14 protein-coding genes and 1 pseudogene are annotated in these 23,735 nt (G+C 35.6%); 2 read left to right on the plus strand and 13 right to left on the minus strand.

Annotation, left to right across the window (positions count from 1 at the left end; all coding sequences use genetic code 11):
- From HX004_RS17140 to aroB, 5 genes and pseudogenes are all read right to left on the minus strand, one after another.
- Window positions 1-3,002 (minus strand): phage tail-like protein (locus HX004_RS17140; protein WP_286444007.1); only part of this gene is annotated, 3,002 nt, incomplete at its 3' end.
- A gap of 591 nt (window positions 3,003-3,593) precedes the next feature.
- Window positions 3,594-3,890 (minus strand): annotated as a pseudogene (locus tag HX004_RS17145) (DNA primase); the annotation flags it as partial.
- Between the two features lie 98 nt (window positions 3,891-3,988).
- Window positions 3,989-4,963, minus strand: coding sequence for a deoxyhypusine synthase family protein (locus HX004_RS17150; RefSeq protein ID WP_002985058.1), 975 nt, complete (start codon window positions 4,961-4,963; stop codon window positions 3,989-3,991).
- 25 nt (window positions 4,964-4,988) lie between these two features.
- Window positions 4,989-6,392 carry a type III PLP-dependent enzyme domain-containing protein gene (locus HX004_RS17155; protein ID WP_286444009.1) on the minus strand — a complete coding sequence of 468 codons (1,404 nt, stop codon included), beginning with the start codon at window positions 6,390-6,392 and terminating at the stop codon, window positions 4,989-4,991.
- Between the two features lie 299 nt (window positions 6,393-6,691).
- The gene (gene aroB / locus HX004_RS17160; RefSeq protein ID WP_286444012.1) at window positions 6,692-7,759 is read right to left on the minus strand and encodes a 3-dehydroquinate synthase; all 1,068 of its coding nucleotides are present in this window, start codon (window positions 7,757-7,759) and stop codon (window positions 6,692-6,694) included.
- 93 nt (window positions 7,760-7,852) lie between these two features.
- Here aroB and HX004_RS17165 point away from each other — a divergent pair, with 93 nt between their 5' ends.
- Complete coding sequence (locus HX004_RS17165) at window positions 7,853-9,025, plus strand: proline dehydrogenase family protein (RefSeq protein WP_286444014.1); 1,173 nt, start codon at window positions 7,853-7,855, stop codon at window positions 9,023-9,025.
- Between the two features lie 105 nt (window positions 9,026-9,130).
- Here the strand turns inward: HX004_RS17165 and HX004_RS17170 are convergent, their stop codons facing one another.
- Window positions 9,131-9,757: a porin family protein gene (locus HX004_RS17170; RefSeq protein ID WP_286444016.1), complete on the minus strand. Its 627-nt coding sequence runs from the start codon at window positions 9,755-9,757 to the stop codon at window positions 9,131-9,133.
- A gap of 152 nt (window positions 9,758-9,909) precedes the next feature.
- Here HX004_RS17170 and HX004_RS17175 point away from each other — a divergent pair, with 152 nt between their 5' ends.
- On the plus strand, window positions 9,910-10,440 hold the full coding sequence (locus tag HX004_RS17175) for a DMP19 family protein (protein ID WP_286444018.1): 531 nt from the start codon (window positions 9,910-9,912) through the stop codon (window positions 10,438-10,440).
- A 102-nt stretch (window positions 10,441-10,542) separates the two neighbouring features.
- On the opposite strand, the gene HX004_RS17180 is transcribed toward HX004_RS17175, so the two are convergent.
- The 7 genes from HX004_RS17180 to HX004_RS17210 all read right to left on the minus strand — a co-directional run.
- Complete coding sequence (locus tag HX004_RS17180) at window positions 10,543-11,412, minus strand: AraC family transcriptional regulator (RefSeq protein WP_286444020.1); 870 nt, start codon at window positions 11,410-11,412, stop codon at window positions 10,543-10,545.
- 320 nt (window positions 11,413-11,732) lie between these two features.
- Window positions 11,733-13,697: an OmpA family protein gene (locus HX004_RS17185; RefSeq protein WP_286444023.1), complete on the minus strand. Its 1,965-nt coding sequence runs from the start codon at window positions 13,695-13,697 to the stop codon at window positions 11,733-11,735.
- Between the two features lie 11 nt (window positions 13,698-13,708).
- Window positions 13,709-14,641, minus strand: coding sequence for a PorP/SprF family type IX secretion system membrane protein (locus tag HX004_RS17190; protein WP_286444024.1), 933 nt, complete (start codon window positions 14,639-14,641; stop codon window positions 13,709-13,711).
- Window positions 14,642-14,652: 11 nt separating this feature from the next.
- Window positions 14,653-15,972, minus strand: coding sequence for a T9SS type B sorting domain-containing protein (locus HX004_RS17195; protein ID WP_286444026.1), 1,320 nt, complete (start codon window positions 15,970-15,972; stop codon window positions 14,653-14,655).
- 57 nt (window positions 15,973-16,029) lie between these two features.
- The gene (locus tag HX004_RS17200) at window positions 16,030-16,578 is read right to left on the minus strand and encodes a phage tail-like protein (RefSeq protein WP_286444028.1); all 549 of its coding nucleotides are present in this window, start codon (window positions 16,576-16,578) and stop codon (window positions 16,030-16,032) included.
- A gap of 68 nt (window positions 16,579-16,646) precedes the next feature.
- Window positions 16,647-21,191, minus strand: a complete 4,545-nt coding sequence (locus tag HX004_RS17205) for a DUF8202 domain-containing protein (protein WP_286444030.1) — start codon at window positions 21,189-21,191, stop codon at window positions 16,647-16,649.
- 66 nt (window positions 21,192-21,257) lie between these two features.
- Window positions 21,258-23,735, minus strand: a 2,478-nt coding sequence (locus tag HX004_RS17210) for a TroA family protein (protein WP_286444032.1), incomplete at its 5' end; no start/stop codon positions are given.

Consider the following 23,735-nt stretch of genomic DNA (forward strand, 5'->3'; position numbering starts at 1 on the left):
TGATTTTCAACTAAATTGGTTACAAATACATCGTTATTGGCAATCGCTGCGCCTAAGTCATCCAGGGTAACTTCAAAACGCGTATTGTCCGTATCGGTAATCACTAATACATTGTTGGCTTGATCTACGACAAAGCTTTGGATCTTTGTATTCGTTAAGGTAGAAATGTCAATGGTTACCGGGTTGCCATCTGCATCGTAATAAAAGAACTGATTCGTTGTTGTATCATATCCGACATTGCCATAGGTATTGTTTAACTCATTGATAATGTTGTTTATAAATTCTTCGTTATTGGTAATTTGATTGATGAATTCAATGTTGTCACCCAACTCCGTGATGAATACTTCATTGTTGGCAATCGCTGCTCCCAATTCATCCAGGGTAACTTCAAAGCGCGTATTGTCCGTATCGGTAATCACTAATACATTATTAGCTTGATCTACGACAAAGCTTTGGATTTTTGTATTCGTTAAGGTAGAAATGTCAATCGTTACCGGGTTACCATCTGCATCGTAATAAAAGAACTGATTCGTTGTTGTATCATATCCGACATTGCCATAGGTATTGTTTAACTCATTGATAATGTTGTTTATAAATTCTTCGTTATTGGTAATTTGATTGATGAATTCAATGTTGTCACCCAACTCCGTGATGAATACTTCATTGTTGGCAATCGCTGCTCCCAATTCATCCAGGGTAACTTCAAAGCGCGTATTGTCCGTATCGGTAATCACTAATACATTATTAGCTTGATCTACGACAAAGCTTTGGATTTTTGTATTCGTTAAGGTAGAAATGTCAATCGTTACCGGGTTGCCATCTGCATCATAGTAAAAGAACTGATTCGTTGTTGTATCATATCCGACATTGCCATAGGTATTGTTTAATTCTTCAATGATGTTGGTGATGAATTCTTCATTATTGGTAATCTGATTGATGAATTCAATGTTGTCACCCAACTCCGTGATGAATACTTCATTGTTGGCAATCGCTGCTCCCAATTCGTCTAGGGTAACTTCAAAACGCGTATTGTCCGTATCAGTAATCACTAATACATTGTTGGCTTGATCTACGACAAAGCTTTGGATCTTCGTATTCGTTAAGGTAGAAATGTCAATCGTTACCGGGTTGCCATCTGCATCATAGTAAAAGAACTGATTCGTTGTTGTATCATATCCGACATTGCCATAGGTATTGTTTAATTCTTCAATGATGTTGGTGATGAATTCTTCATTATTGGTAATCTGATTGATGAATTCAATGTTGTCACCTAGCTCCGTGATGAATACTTCATTGTTGGCAATCGCTGCTCCCAATTCGTCTAGGGTAACTTCAAAACGCGTATTGTCCGTATCGGTAATCACTAATACATTATTAGCTTGATCCACGACAAAGCTTTGGATTTTTGTATTCGTTAAGGTAGAAATGTCAATCGTTACCGGGTTACCATCTGCATCATAGTAGAAGAACTGATTCGTTGTTGTATCATATCCAACATTGCCATAGGTATTGTTTAATTCTTCAATGATGTTAGTGATGAATTCTTCATTATTGGTAATCTGATTGATGAATTCGATGTTGTCACCCAACTCCGTGATGAATACTTCATTGTTGGCAATCGCTGCTCCCAATTCGTCTAGGGTAACTTCAAAACGCGTATTGTCCGTATCGGTAATCACTAATACATTATTAGCTTGATCCACTACAAAGCTTTGGATCTTCGTATTCGTTAAGGTAGAAATGTCAATCGTTACCGGGTTGCCATCTGCATCGTAATAAAAGAACTGATTCGTTGTTGTATCATATCCGACATTACCATAGGTATTGTTTAATTCTTCAATGATGTTGGTGATGAATTCTTCGTTATTGGTAATCTGATTGATGAATTCAATGTTGTCACCTAGCTCCGTGATGAATACTTCATTGTTGGCAATCGCTGCTCCCAATTCGTCTAGGGTAACTTCAAAACGCGTATTGTCCGTATCGGTAATCACTAATACATTATTAGCTTGATCTACGACAAAGCTTTGGATCTTCGTATTCGTTAAGGTAGAAATGTCAATCGTTACCGGGTTGCCATCTGCATCATAGTAAAAGAACTGATTCGTTGTTGTATCATATCCGACATTGCCATAGATATTGTTTAACTCATTGATAATGTTGTTTATAAATTCTTCGTTATTGGTAATTTGATTGATGAATTCGATGTTGTCACCCAACTCCGTGATGAATACTTCATTGTTGGCAATCGCTGCTCCCAATTCATCCAGGGTAACTTCAAAGCGCGTATTGTCCGTATCGGTAATCACTAATACATTGTTGGCTTGATCTACGACAAAGCTTTGGATCTTCGTATTCGTTAAGGTAGAAATGTCAATCGTTACCGGGTTGCCATCTGCATCATAGTAAAAGAACTGATTCGTTGTTGTATCATATCCAACATTGCCATAGGTATTGTTTAACTCATTGATAATGTTAGTAATAAACTCTTCGTTATTGATAATTTGATTGATGAATTCAATGTTGTCACCCAACTGTGTAATAAATTCTTGATTTTCAACTAAATTTTTAATAAACTCTTCATTATTGGCGATAGAAGCGATAGATAAATAAACGCTGTGATTTTTTGTATCGGTAATAATCAAAGATTCTTCACCATTTTTATCAGGATTAGGCCCAATGGTAAAACTATTATTCATTCTATCAGAAACAGAGTCAGTTGCTTGTAAACGCTTCCATTTATTATTTTCCCAATAATAAAAACCGGACTCCAATACACTATTACCGATGTGGTAAATTAATAAACTCTCAACCATCTCTCCAATAATAGGAGCACGATCATTCTCTGCAATCAACTCAATCCTAGGTAACAATACCCCTTTATTAGGCGATACAATATCTAATTGTGCAGAATTGGCAGGCTTTTTAGTTCCTATACCTACTTGAGCCATTGCTGAGCCACTTAAAACAAGTGCCATCAGTGGAATTAATTGTCTTTTCATACTTCTTTTTTTTAAACTATAAATTATCTCTACAAACCCAAAAACGATTTATACAAATTTCATTAAAAGAGTAAAAAAAATTCAATAAAAAACATATTTAACTATCAATTACCACGAAATTTAAACAAAACACACAACTATATTAAAAATTATAAAATACAGAAAAGTAAAACAAAATGTGAATACTAAAAAAATAAAAAACTATATTTTGTCTTATTGACTCCTAAATTGAATGAGTAAGTAGACAAAAATCACGAACTATAATTTATCGCAATTATACTAAAATCAATTTTGTAACCATTTATCCATCAATTTTTAGTTAATGCTAAAAAAGCAAGCACTAAATCCCATGACCATAAGTCCCAAATTGTTAAAATCAATTTTGTTAAGACTATAATTAGCAGAAAAAAACATTAAAAATCAATTAACAAACATGAACGAGGGGGAGTTTGTACAAGTTTTCGCTATGCGTTAAATTTCAACAGTGTGAAATCAAGCGTCATTCTCCACGCTGTTCTTTAAGAATAAACAAAAAAAGGGCTATCGCAATGCGATAGCCCTTTACACCTTATATATTACTTGAAACTGTTAATCTTCTTCGTCAGCAATTTCTAAATCTTTCAATGCGTCTAATGAATCATCTGCAGGATCTACAAAATCATCTTCATCTTCGTCATCGAAATTTTCAATACGATCGGCTAACTTAGTACTTACTTTAACTAAATAGATGGTGTCTTCCGTTCTCACTTCAACAGCCTCAACAGTTTCGTTTTTAATATTTTTAAAACGAATAATATCTGAATCGTCATAACCATCAGGAAACTTTTCCACTAAAAGTGTCAAAATTTCGTTTGTTAATTTCGCGTAATCAACAATTACTCTCTTCATTTTATATTTATTGCTTTATTTCGTTTTCAAATGTAATAGCTAAATCCTAATTAACAAATAAAATGACCTTATTTTTATCAAGATTTTTTATCTATTCATTACTGACCTAAAATGTATGCAAACACTAATGGAGCCACAATTGTTGCATCTGATTCAATTACGTATTTCGGTGTATCCACATCTAATTTACCCCATGTAATCTTTTCGTTAGGCACAGCCCCTGAATAAGATCCATAAGACGTTGTAGAGTCAGAGATTTGACAGAAATAAGCCCAGAAAGGAACATCTTCCCACTCTAAATCTTGGTACATCATTGGAACAACACAGATAGGGAAATCACCCGAGATACCACCTGCGATTTGAAAGAACCCTACTCCTTTACCACCTGAATTAGCACGGTACCACTCGGTTAAGAAAATCATGTATTCAATTCCAGATTTTACTGTGTGTACATTTAATTTTCCTTTGATTACGTTTGAAGTAAAGATATTACCACAAGTTGAATCTTCCCATCCTGGAACAACGATTGGTAAGTTTTTCTCTGCTGCTGCAACAATCCAAGAATCTTTAGGATCGATTTCATAGTATTGTTCTAATACACCAGAATTTACTACTTGATATAAGAATTCGTGTGGAAAATAACGTTCTCCTTTTGCTTCAGCAGCATGCCATACGTCTTCTAAGTGTTTTTGTAAACGACGGAATGCTTCTTCTTCAGGAATACAAGTATCTGTTACACGGTTATAGTGATTGTCTAACAATTCTCTTTCTTGCTCAGGCGTCAAATCTCTATAGTTCGGTACTCTTTTATAGTGAGAGTGAGCGACTAAATTCATTACGTCTTCCTCTAAGTTTGCTCCAGTACAAGAAATAAAGTGAACTTTATCTTGACGGATCATTTCAGCTAATGAAATACCCAATTCTGCTGTACTCATTGCTCCTCCCATAGAGATAAGCATTTTTCCACCTTCTGCTAAATGCAATTCGTATCCTTTTGCAGCATCTACTAATGCAGCAGCATTAAAGTGTCTATATTGATGCTCAATAAACTGACTAATTGGTCCTTTACTCATTTTATTAATCTTTTAATTTTATTGTTTATTTATTTCTGTTGTAACCTAATATTTCTAAAACTTCATCTGCCGTTTGTTGTTCAGAGAACAATTCAGATGCGATAATTCCGTTTTCATCCTTGTCAATTAGAATGTGTTTCGGCTGCGGAATTAAACAGTGGTGAATACCACCAAATCCGCCAATCGTATCCTGATAAGCCCCTGTATTAAAAAATCCAATATACAACGGTTTTTCTTTGTTATACTTTGGCAAATAAATCGCGTTTAAGTTTTGTTCTGAATTGTAATAATCATCACTATCACAAGTCAATCCACCTAACAAAATACGCTCATAAGCATCATTCCAACGGTTAATTGGCAACATGATGAATCTTTTGTTAATTGCCCAAGAATCTGGTAAAGTTGTAATGAAAGAAGAATCGATCATATTCCATTTCTCTCTGTCATTTTGTTGTTTTTGGTACAAAATTTCATAAATCGCTCCACCACTTTCTCCTACAGTGTAAGATCCAAACTCTGTAAAGATATTGGGAACTTCTACTTCTGCCTCATCACAAACGATTTTAATTTGGTTGATGATTTCGTCTACCATATATTGGTAATCAAATTCAAAAGCTAATGAATCTTTGATTGGGAAGCCACCACCGATATTCAAACTATCTAAAGTAGGACACTCCTTTTTCAATGTAATATATACTTTCAAACATTTTACCAATTCATTCCAGTAATAGGCCGTATCGCGAATTCCCGTATTAATGAAAAAGTGTAACATTTTCAATTCTACCTTAGGATTTTCAGCAATTTGTTTTCTGTAGAAAGGAACAATACTTTTATATCCTATTCCCAAACGAGAAGTATAGAATTCAAATTTAGGAGACTCCTCTGACGCAATACGAATACCAATTTTGAATTTTTTCTCAATTTGATCCTGCAATAAATCCAATTCCTCATAGTTATCAATAATAGGGATTGTTTTTTCGTGCTTATTGTTGATCAAGTTCGCAATATTGTCAATATATTGAGCGCGTTTGAATCCATTGCAAATAACAAAAGTATCTTTGTTTATTTTTCCTGTCTCCAGTAATTTCTCAACGATATTAACGTCAAAAGCAGAAGATGTTTCTACGTGTATATCATTTTTAAAAGCTTCATTTAACACATAAGAAAAATGAGAACTTTTTGTACAATAGCAATAATAATAATTTCCTTTATATTTATTTTTCTCCATTGCCTTTCTGAACATTCCTTTTGCTTTCGCAATATTGTCAGAAATTTTAGGTAGATAAGTAAATTTTAATGGTGATCCGTATTTTTCAACTAATCCCATTAAATCGATATTGTGAAATTGAAGATTGTCTTTATTCAATTTAAACTCCTCTTGTGGGAAGTAAAAAGTTTGATTGATTAAGTCAACGTATTTTGTATTCATTTGAAAAGTCAATTTTAAAAGTTATTAATTATTGTAATTTAAACGGTAATGAAACCGCTTTTCAAACTCTAATATTGGCAAATACAATGGGAAGCTTGTGTCTAAAACGAAATGAGTTCAATGCTTCCTTTGAATATTTAATAATAGTATATACAAAATTAGCCTTTTGCTTCCTCACAAAACGCCTCGTGTTCCTTCGTGAAGAAACACATAATCTACTATATAAAACATCTATTTTCACGAGCGCAAATGTAACAAAATATTAAATTGAATTTCCAAAAACGCGGTTAAAATCATTACTATTTTAAATAATCCTCAAACCCTTTAGCAATCAAATCCTTAGACACCTCAATATTATAAGAACACTGTCCAATATCTGCTAATAAAACCATTCGAATCACTCCTGCTCTATTTTTCTTATCAAACTTCAACCAAACGAGGATTTCTTCCACATCGGTTTCAGAAAACATTTCTTTCCCATAGATATATTGGATAGACTCTTTGATTTCTTGATAAAGCTCTTGCTTTAATCCTAAAATAACAGTTGAGATATAGGCTTCTATGATCATCCCTATCGCAATTGCCTCTCCGTGCAACATACGATTTTTTGTTGGATTTATCAAATAATAGCTTTCTATTGCATGGCCTATTGTATGACCAAAGTTTAATATTTTGCGCAATCCAGCTTCTTTCGGATCTTCTTGAACAATTTGACTTTTGATGACCACAGAATGATAAATCAACGTTTCAATATCGGTAAAATCTACTTGTGCTATATTTTTTAAATGATTAAAATAGCTTTCATCATAAATCAACCCATGTTTCAACATCTCAGCATAACCTGATTTTAATTCTCTTGGCTCTAGGGTTTCCAAATATGAAGCGTCAATCACAACCATTTGGGGCATAGAAAACGCGCCAATCACATTCTTCGCACCTTGTAAATCAACTCCAGTTTTTCCACCAACAGAAGCGTCAACCATGGCTAATAACGTAGTAGGAACTACAAAACAGTCAATCCCTCTTAGGTAGACAGAAGCTACAAAACCGCCTAAATCAGAAACTACTCCTCCACCAACAGTAATCAGAGCGCTGTGTCGATCGAGTTCTAAATCAAGCATAGCCGACCATACTCCTTCACAGGTTGCAAGGTCTTTAGCCGTTTCACCTGGTTCAATTTCTACAATTTCAAAGGGAATTGTTGTGGGAAGATGGGCTAAAAAATGAGGTAAACAAAGTTCATTACAAGTTGAATCTGTTAAAATCAGCAACTTACTGTATTGTTTTTCGTTCAAAAAGTCACCTAAAATTGCATAACTTTCTACTCCAAAATAAATAGGATAATCCGCTGTTTCTACTTTTATCATTTAAATTCATTTTCTATACAAAGTAAAGTATAAATATTTGAATAAAAACTAAAAGAGTAGCTATATTTGCACAACAGTTATTATTAGCAAATAATGAAAAATTTATTTAACAATACAGAAGTAGCTTTTGCACTTAAGAATAATAAGGAGTTAAAAAGAGCTCACTTTTTATTTAAAATGATTAGCAAACCCACACTTGTAAAAATGGGGTCCTCTTTAGCTAATTTTGCCATCAAAACTCATTTACCCGTAACAGGTTTAATACGATCGACGGTTTTTGACCACTTTTGTGGTGGAATAAACGAAGAAGATTGTTTGAGTGTAGTGGACAAAATGTACAATCAGGGAGGTGTTGCATCAGTGTTAGACTATTCTGTAGAGGGAAAAGAAACCGAAGAACAGTTTGATGCGGCTTTAAACATGACCATTAAAACGATTGAATTTGCTAAGGCTAGACCCGATGCGATTCCGTTTGCGGTTTTCAAACCAACTGGGTTTGGTCGTTTTGATATGTTCGTGAAGAAAGGTGAAGGCAAATCTTTTACAACTGAGGAAGAAAAAGAATGGGAACGCATTGTGTACCGATTCAATATGGCTTGTAAATTTGCTTATGACAACGATGTCTTGTTGTTAATTGACGCTGAACACAGTTGGATGCAAGATGCAGCAGATGCGATTGTATTGGATATGATGCGCAAATACAACAAAGAAAAGGCGTTGATTTACAATACTGCACAAATGTATCGTTGGGATCGTTTACAGTTTTTGAAAGATTTACATATTCTTGCAAAAGCAGAAGGTTTCCACATTGGTATGAAAGTGGTTCGCGGAGCTTATATGGAAATTGAAAGAGAACGCGCTGGACAAAAAGGCTATAAATCACCTATTTGTATAGACAAACAAGCAACGGATATCAACTACGATGCGGGAGTTACCTTTATGTTAGAAAACATGGATTGCATGGCTTTATTTGCAGGTACACACAATGAAAACAGTTCAAAATTAGTCATGGAATTAATGGAGAAACATCATATTGCTCACCACGATAAACGATTATTCTTTGGTCAATTATACGGAATGAGTGATAATATTAGCTTTAATTTAGCGAAAGCAAATTACAATGTAGCGAAGTATCTTCCATTTGGTCCTGTACGCGATGTAATTCCGTATTTAATTCGCCGCGCTCAAGAAAATACTTCAGTAAAAGGGCAAACGAATCGCGAATTAGATTTGATTGAAACAGAAATGAAAAGACGCAAGCTTTAATTGGCTCAATACATAAAAAGGGAACTAAACGTTCCCTTTTTTTATACTTTAAAATAGATAATCTCTGTTAAAACTAAACACAATAGGTTTCCTTACTTAGCAAGTTTAAAATTTAAAGCCCAAGCCGAAACTTAAGTTATAATTGTATTTTTCTACTAATTCTAATTCTTCTTTGTAAATACTTTGAAGCCCAATATACCCTCGAACATCAATATATAAATTCTTCGTAATATTATATCCACAGCCTAGAATTATTCCACCATCATAGGGTGTAGATAATTCTCTACTTGATGTTGTACTCCCATCCACTTCCTCTTTCGCCTTTAAAAGCAAAGCAAGTTGAAATCCTCCTTGAAGATAAAATTGTTCAACATGGTATTTACCAACATAAGATAAAGCCAAGTAATTCATGATAATACGATCATTTTGGCTTGGACTTAATAGCGTTTCTTGATTTTTCAATCTCACTCCCATTTGCGTATATACTAAATCAAATTGGACAGAAACATTTTTTTTACCAACAAGCTCCAGCATAGCACCTGCATAAAAACCACCTTTATGACGTGCATTATAAAATTTACTAACCCTAGAATGGTTATACCCTCCTACAAGACCAAAGTGAGTTTTTATCTTATCTTCTCTTTGCATATCCCTTTCAGCATTTTGAAAATCTTGAGCATAACAAAACGAAGCGGAAATAAACATGAAAATAAGAAAGAAAATCCTATTCATAGATTTTTAACTTTATTAAAAACCAAAAATAAGCCTTTTCTACAAATTATCTCTCTTAGCTATACCACAAAAGAAGAAGGAAGAAAAACCTCGAAAACAAACTATGATTTCCTTCTCAATTGATTTACCTTTGTTCTTTAATTTAATCAAACATGAGAGAATTTCCATCTATTTTGTTGTCTACAGATGCCTTAGCTAGTACTGCTGCGATAACAATTGTACATTCTAATATTTCTGTTGTCAATTACCTTCGTCATGCAGAAGTTGGAGACGATGAATTACATCCTGATGCATTTGCGAGTTATTGTGTAGATTACTACTATAATACAGTTAAAACTGAAGGTCTTGCTGCTTTTATCCACAAAACGCAATGGGATATGGATTTGATTGAAATTATACAAGCAGGTTTATCTGCTATGGCTGCATCTGAACACTTGGCTTATTTTGAAAAACAAATGCGCCAAATGAAACTCTTTAGCAAAATAAAGCTCGCTAAATTTCTACAACAACCCTTAGAAAAGGGTAAAGACATCAGTCAATTATTAGAAGATAAAACCTTTCCCACTGAGGATTTGGTTTCACTCAATGCGAACTGGTTAAAACAACACCCAGATACACATGTAGTTACTATTGAGGAAATGCAAAAAATCTTAACTGATTTTTTGATGGAGGAAGAAGATTAACTCGTATATAAAAGCGAAACGGATCATCCTTCGGTTTCGCTTTATTGTTTTCTATCCCCTTTGCTATATGATTGATTTAATACCTTAAGCGACACTCCTAATTTAATTATTTTTTCGGTACTCATCAGGGGTCAGATCGACATACTTTTTAAAAAAACGCGTAAAATAAGAACTGTCTTTAAAATTCAACCGATAGGCTATTTCACTGGCTGATAAATTTGTTGTCATTAAAAGTCTTTTACTCTCTAGCAAGATTCGATCTCGAATTAAATCACCAGCTGATTTTTCCCTCATCCTTCTACAAATACTATTCAGATAATTAGGCGTCACTCTTAAGTGCTTCGCATACTCTTTTGGGAATTTGTATTCGTAAAAATGATTTTCAATCAACTGTTCAAATTGTTCTACTAGAATGTTGGAATTTACACTTTCATTTTTTACTTGATTGATGCGGTCAATTTTTCGTTTAGATACTAATAAAATTTCCAATAAGTAAATGCGTATCAAATTAATATCCTTATGTATTTCAAGTTTTAATTCATGTAACATGCTTTGAATAGCATGTTCCACTCGATTGCTTAAAGCGTGATTTTCCAATACATTATGCGTGGTAAATCTATTGAAAAAAGCGAGTTCTTGTACAAACAAATGATTGGTAATGAACTTGGTAAGAAACACTGATTTAAAATTGATGATATACCCTTTGATACTCTTGTCCACACTCCATCGCTGTTGTTGAAAATTACCTACAAAACAAATATCTCCCTTTTTCAATTCAAATGCCTGCCAATCGGCATAATATATACCTTCTCCTTCCGTAATATAAATGACCTTAAAAAAACCTTGTTGATTTAAAGCAGATAGACAGGTAGCGCCCAATTGTAAAACTTGATCAATTTCCATAAACATAAAATCATGTTTAGTTCCATTGGCATCATACAAAGCATAGTTGTCAAAGGTAGTATTTTTCATTATAAAGCAATATTTTACATAAATTTAAACAAAAAAATCCAAATTAAAGCCAAAATAATAATATAAGTTACAATTATTATGTGAAATAATAAAAAACAAATACAAACATACTCTTTTCATTTAGCGATTTTTATTAGTAAAAACACTCTCACTTTGTAGTATTGACAATACCTCGAACAATATTCAATTGCCTTATTATTGGCACTTTACCAAAAAAATATTCAGCTGTTCAAGGGGTAGAACAGCTGAATACACTTTCTTTTTAAAATAGATTTTAAAAAGCTTCTCTATGCGACTATGGGCTAATTGTGTTGTTGCATTTATAGGGCAATAATAATAAATTCACTGCGTCTATTCACTTGATGCTCAGTTTCTGTGCAACTAACTCCATTGCTACATGAATTGAGCAATTGTGTTTCTCCATAGCCACGTCCAGTCAGACGACTGGCTTCAATTCCTTGTTTCGTCATCCACTGAATAGTGGCTTTCACACGACGATCGGATAGATTCAAATTATAGGTATCATTCCCTCTACTATCTGTATGGGATCGAACATCTATTTTCATTGTTGGATGCGCTTGCATAACCTCTACAATCTTCATCAATTCAATAGCAGCATCGTTGCGAATGATTGCCTTATCAAAGTCGAAATAAATAGGTTTCAATTGTAAACGCTTAAATAGGTCATCGTTAATTTGTAAGGGCTTTGTACTACTTTCTAGTCCAATATCAATAGCTGTTGCACTTTCTGCTTCGTATTTGAGTTTGAACGCTACTTCCACTGTATTATACCCTTCTTTTTCTACTCTAATTCTGTATTTTAAGCCACAATTTAAATCCGAAATACGATAGATTCCTTGGGCATTTGTCCAAAGCGTATCGCTTTTTTGATACAATCCATCAGAAACAATAATAGCAGCATGAGCAAGTATTTCGTTACGATCCAAATCATAGACCTTTCCTTCTAAACTTTGTTTACAATACCTTTCTGTAACGGCATAAATATCATCCGCTCCTTTTCCTCCTGCACGATTTGAACTAACAAATCCTTTTCTTTCTTTTACATCCAGGTAAAATCCAAAGTCATCCATACTACTATTGATGGGTTCTCCCATATTTATCACAGTATCAAAACTGCCATCGGGATTTATTCTAGCCTTAAAAACGTCCATTCCCCCTAAACCAGGATGTCCATCAGAAGCGAAATACAATTGGTAATCTGCTGAAATAAAAGGAAAACTCTCTCTTCCTTCTGTATTAATTACTGTGCCTAAATTTTCAACTGGACCATAGCCATCATGGGCATAAATAGCCACACGATACAAATCCGATTGTCCGATGGTTCCCTTTCGATCTGATGCGAAGTACAGCCATTTACCATCAGGAGTTAAAGCCGGATGGGCAGTATTGAAATTATCCGAATTCAATGGCAATTCCGTTACTTGTCCCCACGTCCCATCCGTTTGCTTTAAAGCCTTATAAATCTTCAATGTTGAATGATGTGTCTTATTTTGCTTGCTCTTACCGTTTGATTTCGCATTGTTTCGCGTAAAAAACATTGTTTTGCCATCTTGGGTAAAAACCGCAGTAGCATCGTTAACATAAGCTGCCTCATCAATAGGAAATCGCTCCGAACTTGCTTCTTTATTTCCGTTTAATTTTGATTGATACAAAGCGGTATAACTTTCGTTCGTCCAAGAGTGAATTTTATTTTTCTTGCGATTTGTTGTTTCACGTGCACTAGTATAGACCAAATAATCACCCAAAACGGTACCTCCGTAATCAGAATAGGAGCTATTGAAAGGCAACAATTGAATCTCATACTCCTTGTATTTCCCTTCCAAATCCTTGAGATACTCCCTATTCTTATTGTATTCTTCTACACGTTGATCTTGTTTTTCTAAGAGTGCGAATTGATTCATTAATTCTTTGGCCTTATCATAATCTTGAACTGCTTTCAATGTTTGACTATAACGATAATAGTATTCTGAAGGCAATTCGCCTACATTTTTATTTTCATACTGTCCTTCAAACAGTTCCATATACCATTTATTTGCTTCGACTAATTTTCCATTGAAATAATAGGCATCGGCTAAATGTTGTAATAGCGACGCATTGACATAACCTTTTTCAGCTATTCGTTCATAAATCTGAATAGCGTCGATATAAGCGGTACGATCAAAACTTTTATCGGCTTGTTTTTCTTTTTTAATCTGACCATAGCCTAGATGTCCAAGACTCAAGACAAGGGTCAATATTCCAACTTGTATGCTTTGTTTTACCATAATACTTTCTTTTAGAAGAACCTTGGCGCGGCAACGCGCTTATAACTGTTAAACAAACTAAAACGCATAAATATTTCATGAGAGCCTGAATTATAACGCGCCAACTTACTTGTTTCTGCATCATAACTATAGCCAACCATAATATTTTCAGATATTTGAAACCCGACCAATCCACTTACTGCAGCATCCCAACGATAAGCAGCTCCAAGTGTAAATTTATCTAGGAACATAAAGTTCGCACTAATATCCACTTGCAAAGGTGATCCTTGCTCCATTTTAACCATAGCTGCAGGCTTAAATTTTAGATTGGGATTTAAATCAAATACATATCCCCCAGTTAAATACAGGTGCATTTTTTGGCGTAGTGTTTTGACTTCGTTATCATCATACCTCGATCTCGTCAAGAGATGAGGAGCGGATAATCCGACATAGGCTTTATCAGAATACAAGAATAATCCCGCTCCTATATTGGGTGAAAATTCATTTTTAATATCATCTTCCGCTACAGGGTCTGTTGGATTATAAATATGTAATTTACTGTAATTTACGTCTAATAAGTTCGCCGATCCCTTTAACCCGAAAGCCAATTTATAATCGTGGTTTAAGTTAACCGCATAGGATAAATCAACAGACAGTGTATTGTCATCCATTACTCCCAAATGATCATTAACAAAGCTCACTCCTAATCCCAATCCAGAATCTCCCAACGGCGTATTAACGGATAAAGTCGCTGTTTTAGGAGCTCCTTCTAACCCTACCCATTGCGTGCGGTACAAACCGAATATCTGTAGTCCCTCTTTACTTCCTGCATAAGCAGGGTTAATATTAGAGTGATTATACATGTATTGTGTATATTGTGGATCTTGCTGAGCATAAGTTTGCGTTATACCAACCCAACCTAGGCTTAGAAGAAATACGGCACGTGTTGTCTTTTTTAGTCTCATGTTTTTGTGGTTTAATTGGTCTCTAAATGTAAATTAGCTGCTTTCTTAATCATTCTGCTCCCCTTGTCATCTTTATATTCATAGGTTACAATATAATAGTAGGTCCCACTTGGTAATTTTTTATTTTTATCCACTGTGATTTTACCATCCGAATATCCACGAAAGACATTGGCACTTCCATCTCCATTGAAGTCGTAATTGGTTGTTTCAAAAACGCGAACTCCCCAGCGGTTGTAAATTTCTACTCGATTATTGGGGTATTTGCGAATATTGTCAATAATAAAGTAGTCGTTTTTGCCATCACCATCTGGCGTTACTAAGTTATAGATCACGACATCTCCCGCTATAATCCAATCTTCTTTTACAGTACCCAGGGTAAAATATCCGAAGTTTTTAATTTTAGTAGGTGTAGTTACGGTTTTGGTAGACATATCTACAACACCACCTTCATCTACCCATAACTGTTGTTTCTCATCCCAACGCAAAATATGAAGTTCCCGCTCTATATCAGTCAGCAACGAAGGCAATGTTGTGCGTTCATCCCAACTTAGACTTAGAATAACGGTTTCTACTTCTTTTGATGTTCCTTCTAACTTCCAATATTCCCTGTTATTCAGCTCTTTTATAACCCCTGTGATTCCCTTGCGAGATTCAAAGAAAGCAGTATCATTAAATCGATATTCGGCGACAACAGTTTCTTTATCTTTCGGAGCACCAATCGTGGCTTGTCGAAAGTACTTTTGATCTCCAATAGGAAACTCAAATGGTTCACTTCCTATTTTTTCCACCTTTCCCTCCGCATGCGAACGGTCACTCGTATTTGTTGCTAAGGCTCCTTGATGAAAAGTTAATATGCCGTAGGAATCATTCGTTGCTGGGTTTTTAGATTCATCTACTCTTATTATTCCGTTGTTAAAATTTAAGGTTCCAAATACATCTATACTGTTTTTAAGATCAAATGCAACCTCAGATTGACTGTTGTTTAGTTCAATATCAAAAAATTTGGAAAAAGCATTACCACTAATAGTTTGAATGCCCTCTTCTCCTTCATATCGACTAAAAACAGCTTTACTATTGCTTTTACTCTTCCCTAGGCCGCTAAACTCATAATAACCATCATTATTGAAGTTGCGGAAAAAGTAAACCGTTCCATCATTCACTACTTTTCCTTCTGTTGTATTGATAAAATCAAAACGAGTGGCTAATATTTCATTTGATGCAACAAATATTACCCCCTGGTTCACCAATATGGGTTGAGTTGTATTTTGTGCTTGAACTACACCTGCTAAAAGCATGAAGGTGAGTTCCATCGTATACTTTGTCTTTTTCATGTTCTAGAATTTTTAAGCTGTACTTGCTGTTATTATCATATTTACAAGGCGATACTATCATTGAACTTTCCAAAAAGACCATTCAGTTCCATTAAAAATACAAAGCATCTTAGATACAGTATCAAAAGCCATGGTTCCTGGCTGAGGGCTTAAAATATTCAAATGTGGGCTTTCCATTTTTGGTAATACCATTGCTTTTGTTGTGGATTCAAGTACAAGAACTCCACTAGCTGAAGAAGTTCGACTTCCTATTACCGTAGGTGTTACATTTGTATCTTCTGTTGCCCCTTGTTGAATACTTAAATCTACTTCTCCAGCATGAATTGATAAATCCATCCATCCAGCATCCGTTCCCCCTTTGTAGTATTTCACCTTTTTATCTTGAGAATCAAAAATCACGGTTCCGCCCACTGGGGTAACTACATCTTGCGCTTTTGTCACCCAAGGCAAGATAATTCCGCGAGAATCATTGGCTTTAAAATCCAATAAAACAGTAGCGTTTTCCACCTCTTTTTTTCCTATAGCCGTTTGTCCCCATGTCGTACCTATGCTTAAGCAAACAACAAGAAATACGTATATTATAGGTCTATTTATCTTATTTATCATAGCGATTCCATTTTAAAAATGTGGAAAAAAGAGGATGAGAATAGACCTCTCTCTTCCACAAAGATTAACTATTCATCCACACATCCTTGGTCTAAACAGCCCCAAGTTGTACCATTAAACATCTTTAAACAGTGTAGTGTCGTATCATATACTAACATACCTGCCACTGGAGATAATTGCATAATTTGAGTCGTAGTCAAACGCGAAATTACCATTCCTTTTGTTTTAGATTCTAAGACCATAAAAGCATTACCTCTACTTGGAATCCAGCTCCTATCTGGCCTATTCAATGTTGTAATAACCAAATAACCAGAAGAATCCAGAATATTTCCGTTATCTCCTACTACTGGATCATAATAACAAACGACACAATAAGCCATTTCTAATGATCCATAAGCATTGGATGTACTAGCATTCAAACAGGCATCATCCGACTCATTGATTAAGTCATAGTCAATGAACAAAGGTGTTTCAATCTGTCCTTGCGAAGGATCTAATGGATCGATATCCACCATAACTAAATTAGCTGCCGTTGGTGCTTTAATCTTAAAGGAAATCATATGTTCTCCTGGCGGTAAAACAAAATCTTCAATCAAGATACTTCCCGCTTCAGCCGTATCCACTAAAACAGATCCTCCAAAACTGATTGTAGAAGAGGTTATTGAATTATTGACATAACTAAACTCTTCGTTATAATCCAATTCAAGTAACATATTCTCGAGATTGAATGCATTTGGATTTTTTACTTTTAGAAACACCGTTACTACATCATTTTCTTTATAACAACCTTTATCAGAAGTTGTGCTAATGACTTCGATTGGCAATGGTCTAATTGTTGGGTCTCCAGTTGCTACAGTTCTCGTTGGTTCACACCCAATTAACAAACGGTCGCAACTTAGTAATTCGATCGTTCGAGGTGTCCCTGTTAGCGGTTGATAACTCAACTTTCCTCGATTTTCATACGTACCTGGTTGAGCCTCTCGATCAAAAATAGCTCTAGCTCTAAACGTCAGAGTAGCTGTTCCTGGTACGATTAAATTTTGAATATCTAAAGTACGTCCATGTTCATAATTATTTATTGTTGCCTGAGCAATAGCCGTTTCATCTACAGCTAAAGATTCCCCAACCCATTGCATTCCTACTGGTAATACATCGGAGAAATTGACTTGATAAGGCGCACAATTTGTATTCGATATACGGAAGGTATACACTGCTTCCTCACACAACAACATTTCTGGTGGTCCTTGTTTTGTAAAAATCAATCCTTCTTCATTTGGTGTTGGTGTTGGTGGTAAACAATAGAATTCCATCGGTCCAATTCCAATGCGCATCGTTCCAGAACCGTTTCTACCCGTAAATTTATGTACGACATAAATCTTCTCTACTGGTACGTCAAATTCTACATACATTCTTCCTTTTGGTGAGGCATAACTAGAAGAGGTATACCCTTTGGCTTTATTACCCGCAATGCGATACGAATTCTTCTTGGCTGTATAGCTGAGATTTGGCATAACAATACCGCTTCCACAAACACCATACACTTCTACATCGGAAAATCGCCCTCCATAACGATCAATTTCAAAAATCTCAAAAGAAGTAGCTGCTGCTCGTAAAGAAGAACCTTGTTTCAGGGTTACTTCCGTTACCATGGCATTATCCCCCACTCCTCTTCGTCTGTATTCACGAAGTGATTTCAGTGAAGATGGACGTGGATAACGACTTCTCAAAGTCGCTGGCGATTCAATGGTTACTTTCACATCAGCTGTAAATCCATCACCTAAATTATAAGTATTTGCAGTTGATCCTTTCGCCCAATTGGTCTTGGTAAATTCTAGTTTTTTTATCCCTGAAAAATCACAAGATTCACAGATTCCAGGTAGTGCTTTGGCTGCAAAGGTGAAGTAGGTATATTGATCTTTCGGGAATTTATAATTGACCTGATGCCCTTCATATAGGAAATCCATCGGAATAACGCGATCCCATTGATTATTTGTCAATTTCGTTGGTGAATCCGCTACAAGTAAAAACACCTGCCAATTTGATCCATTATAAGGAAAATCACTCGTTGCAGCACGAACCAAGATACTTTGATCAAAATTGGTATTCTCTACCATCCAAATCCTTCCAGTTAGACGAGAATCCATTTCTCCACAAATCTGTTGATTTCCTGCAAAAGAATAACGCGTCAAAGCGCCATCATTATGCCCCCAAACAAGAGCAGATTTATCGTGAATAATACTTCCTAGTACGGGATCTAATCCTATTTTTGTACCTACTCCCATATGGACAATAGCCCCTAAGTCGGTTGATTTGGCTTGATGATTATACAAATCTGCATTATCATCTCGAACTACACCTGCTACATTGTGGTGAAAATTTCGATTTGCCGTTGCATTTCCATTCCATACTGATGTATTATCGGATAAGAGGTAATTGAAATTGGGACTTCCTACTGTACCGAGTTTAATCGTAATCGCATATTTCAACCCAAGATAAGAGTTGATACGTTCTTTTTCGTTGGCTGTCAATATCCCTTCATAAAGGATTACTTCTGGCATTACTCCTTGTAAATAATAGGAACTGGACGAACTTCCCAAACCTAACATTCCAGGTCCGTTCATCAAGACGTTATTGTATTTATGGTTAACGAACTCAGAATGTCCTCCATCAAATTCAAAAGTAACGCCTGTTCCTACTTTCCAATGGTATCCAGCAATTGTTGTTGCTCCAGCATTAAACAAACGACTTGGACTGTTCGATAATCCCGTTGAGCCCATACGTCCTTTTCCATCTAAATCTCCATTGCTTTCACTTCCTCTATACACTCCAAATGCAGGTCGTCGGGCATTGGTTCCAGGAGACTGTTGTCCGAAACCAATAAAATAAGACCTTGATGTAGCAAAGTTGTGATTGACAACAGCATAGAAAGCTACATCATCTGGTATTGCCTTAGACATAGCGGCTTTATCTGTAATTAGATAATCCTTAGCGCCTCTAAATACTGGCGTTGGATGATAATTAGTTCTTTCATCTTGTTCTACGTATTGAGGTGCTGAATTATTCGATACTTTCTTGCGGTAAGTAGTTCCGATTCCAGAGTAATCTGTCCAGTTTTGAATTTCTCCACTACTCACTGATAAGGTCTGTCTTTGAGAAGCATTCAACCACATTCTCAATCCACTCGTTACACCCCCTGGGGCAACAAATTCAGAAGTGAATCCAATATAGTCACCATCATTAATAACAACATTACTAATCTCTCCATCTACACTTTTATAAATGCGTGTTTGACTTGGTATAAAATCGGGCGTATTACTCACTAGCAACCACGTACCTATTCCTATTCTTGCATTAACAGTAAAAGAGGTTTGTCCTGTTGTTTTTGCTCGCAATTTGTAATTGAACAAAGTGGTCAACTTTTCTTGTTTAACAACACCTGTAATGGGATCTGTATGCGTTTGCAACGTATAGTTCACGAAACTTGTTCCCGTATCATGACTGTAGGATTGCGTTCCTGTTAAGCCATTCGCTCCAAGAATTAATGCATGTTTATCTGTCAATTCAGATAAATTCTCTTTATTAGTTTCTTTGAATTCGCCTAGAGATATAGCCAAAGCAGGATCATCTGCACTCATGGCTTGTTTCTGATGCAATCCACTAGCATCGTCTCTTGCTATACCAAATATATCTTTGTTGTACAAGGTATAACCAGATTGAATTCCACTGTAAATCAACGTTCCATCTGATAAGATATAATTTGGGGTAGATGGATCTAGACTCACTCCGTATTTAATAGCAAAATGGGTATTTATTTTTCTCAACTCATCTGCACTTAACCCTACACCAGTACTTCCGGCAGGACGGGATAAAACCATTACCTCCATTACTTCTCCATAGTAATAATACGTATTTGAAGAACCTGGATCTGTACCTCCAATAATACTTTTAGTGGCCGTGGATGCCATGGTTCGAGCTGCCATAGTCGTCGTACTTGCCAACCCATTTAAATATTGACTTTGAGCTAACGCACCTGTTCCCGTTTTATTTGGCATCACAGCGATTCCAATTCCATATGCTTTACCTAAATGGCTATGGGTATATGAACTTCCTCTTGTCTCATGCCATAATTTTTGGGCATCATTTCCTGTACCTGCAATCCATCCATAGTTATCTCCACTTGAAGCACTATTGACTGTAAAAACAGGGGCATATTTCAAAGACCCTGAAAAAGAGTCATTTTCCAAACGAGAAATCCATATCACATAATAAGATCGATTGGGATCGACTTGATACGTACCTATAGATTCTAGTTTTCTCCTTCTACTATCCGTCTCAGCTGTTTCTTCATCGTTGTAAAACTCTACTGCCGCATGATAGTTCATGGCAGATTTAATATATCTCGGTGTAAATCCTGTTGAATTATAAAAATGCCTAGCATGGATTGATTTATCCATCCAATTTGAAATACTAGCTCCGTCACCCACGGAGTTGTTCAATAATACTTCATCCGCGGACAACCAATACTCAATGGTTACTCCTTGAACTCCTCCAGGCGTTTGTCCTTTAACCAACATAGAACTGAGAAGAATCAGTAGTATATATAGTTTTTTCATATCACTGTTACATTTTAATTCTTCCTGAAAATTGCTTTTCAGGAAGAAGTTAATTACTCAAGTTGATTATTTCTTTTCGATTAATTTCTCTATAAGCTCTAAACGTTTTGCAACAGCTTCTTGTTCTTGTTTCAGTTGATCAATTTGATTTTGTTGTTCAATGGTATGCAAGAACAATTCTTCTACTTTCTCTAATAATTCAACAGATAAATTGGTTAAATCAAATCCATAACCTTTATCGTTCTTAGTCAAATCTCCAATTGGTGTTACCCCTGGTAAATGGTGATTTTCTTTCACAAAGTTGGCAATGTCTTTCAAGCTATTAAACTCATAAGTTAACTTGATATCTGAACTACCTGTAAAATATTTTTCAAATACGTAATCCGCATATACTCCATTGGTGGTAAAATACTTTCCTGTTGTTACTACATCACCCGCTACATATAATTTAGCCGTCGTTTCTGTACTTGGGATTTCATTAATTCCAATGGCTACCTTACCTGTTTGGAAAATATTTTGGGTATTTAAGGTAGCAATTGTTGTTGTTCCTTGAACCAACCAAGGAGATGTTGAAATTACAGATGGATTAGCCCATCCTGGTACGCGATTTACATCAGTTACTAACACTTGGTTTGCTGCTGGTGAGGCTGCTAAATCTTCTGGAAGAATTGTTCCATTTTTAATATGATCCGTTGTGATTCCACCAGTAGCCACTTTAATTGTTGATTCTTTTAACAAAGCCGCTGTTCCATCAGTTACAGTAATCGAAGTATCAGACAATAAATTTTTCCCATCCGTAACCTTCGTTACATCTACATTTGGCGATCCTGGTACCCATGATGTACCATCAAATACAAGGGCTTGTCCGTTAGTGACTGTTGTAGCTGCTACAGGATTTCCTTGAATTTTAGCTAAATGAGTTGTTCCGATAGGCCCTGTTATATCTCCTGCTAAATCCGCTGTAACCCCAATACTAAGCTCCTCTAATGAACCATCCGCTTTAATGTAGAAGTACTTACTCGACGTTGGGTTGTAAACCATATTTCCATACTTTCCACTTAATTGGTTAATCATCTCAGTTACAAACTTTTGATTGCTAGCGATTTCCTCTACATCTAAAGCAACGGTGTTTCCATCCGAATCTGTGATGGTCAATTGATCGTTGACTAAAGTGAAGCTTTCATTCACTGTATTGAAATCCGTCCAGTCAATTTCTTCTTGGGTTCCGTCGGTTTTAATGTGGTAGAATTTCTTCTCCGTTACATTGTAAACTACATTTCCGTATTTACCCGCTAATTTGTTGACAATCGTAGTAATAAAACTTTCATTATTACCTAATTGCGTAACAAAAGTGGAATTATTCGCAATATCTTTTACATCTAAAGCAACGGTGTTGCCATCTGAATCTGTGATGGTCAATTGATCGTTGACTAAAGTGAAGCTTTCATTCACTGTATTAAAGTCCGTCCAGTCAATCTCCTCTTGGGTTCCATCGGTTTTGATGTGGTAGAATTTCTTTTCTGTCACATTGTAAACGACATTTCCGTATTTACCCGCTAATTTATTGACGATGTTGTTGATCAAGTTTTCATTTTCTGTCAACTTGGTAATGAACTTCGTATTGCTGGCGATTTCTTCTACATCTAAAGCAACGGTATTTCCATCCGAATCTGTAATGGTCAATTGATCGTTGACTAAAGTGAAGCTTTCATTCACTGTATTAAAGTCCGTCCAGTCAATCTCTTCTTGGGTTCCATCGGTTTTAATGTGGTAGAATTTCTTTTCTGTCACATTGTAAACGACATTTCCGTATTTACCCGCTAATTTATTGACGATGTTGTTGATCAAGTTTTCATTTTCTGTCAACTTGGTAATGAACTTCGTATTGCTAGCGATTTCCTCTACATCTAAAGCAACGGTATTGCCATCCGAATCCGTAATGGTCAATTGATCATTGACTAAAGTGAAGCTTTCATTCACTGTATTGAAATCCGTCCAGTCAATCTCTTCTTGGGTTCCGTCGGTTTTAATGTGGTAGAATTTCTTTTCTGTCACATTGTAAACGACGTTTCCGTATTTACCCGCTAATTTATTGACGATGTTGTTAATCAAGTTTTCATTTTCTGTCAACTTGGTAATGAATTTCGTATTGCTGGCGATTTCTTCAACGTCCAATGCTACAGTGTTTCCATCAGAATCCGTAATGGTCAATTGATCGTTGACTAAAGTGAAGCTTTCGTTTACTGTATTAAAGTCTGTCCAGTCAATCTCCTCTTGGGTTCCATCGGTTTTGATGTGGTAGAATTTCTTCTCCGTTACATTGTAAACTACATTTCCGTATTTACCCGCTAATTTGTTGACAATCGTAGTAATAAAACTTTCATTATTACCTAATTGCGTAACAAAAGTGGAATTATTTGCAATATCTTTTACATCTAAAGCAACGGTGTTGCCATCTGAATCCGTAATGGTCAATTGATCGTTGACTAAAGTGAAGCTTTCGTTGGTCGTATTAAAGTCCGTCCAGTCAATCTCCTCTTGGGT

The sequence above is a fragment of the Myroides sp. 1354 genome (genome assembly GCF_030324495.1).
Classification (GTDB): domain Bacteria; phylum Bacteroidota; class Bacteroidia; order Flavobacteriales; family Flavobacteriaceae; genus Flavobacterium.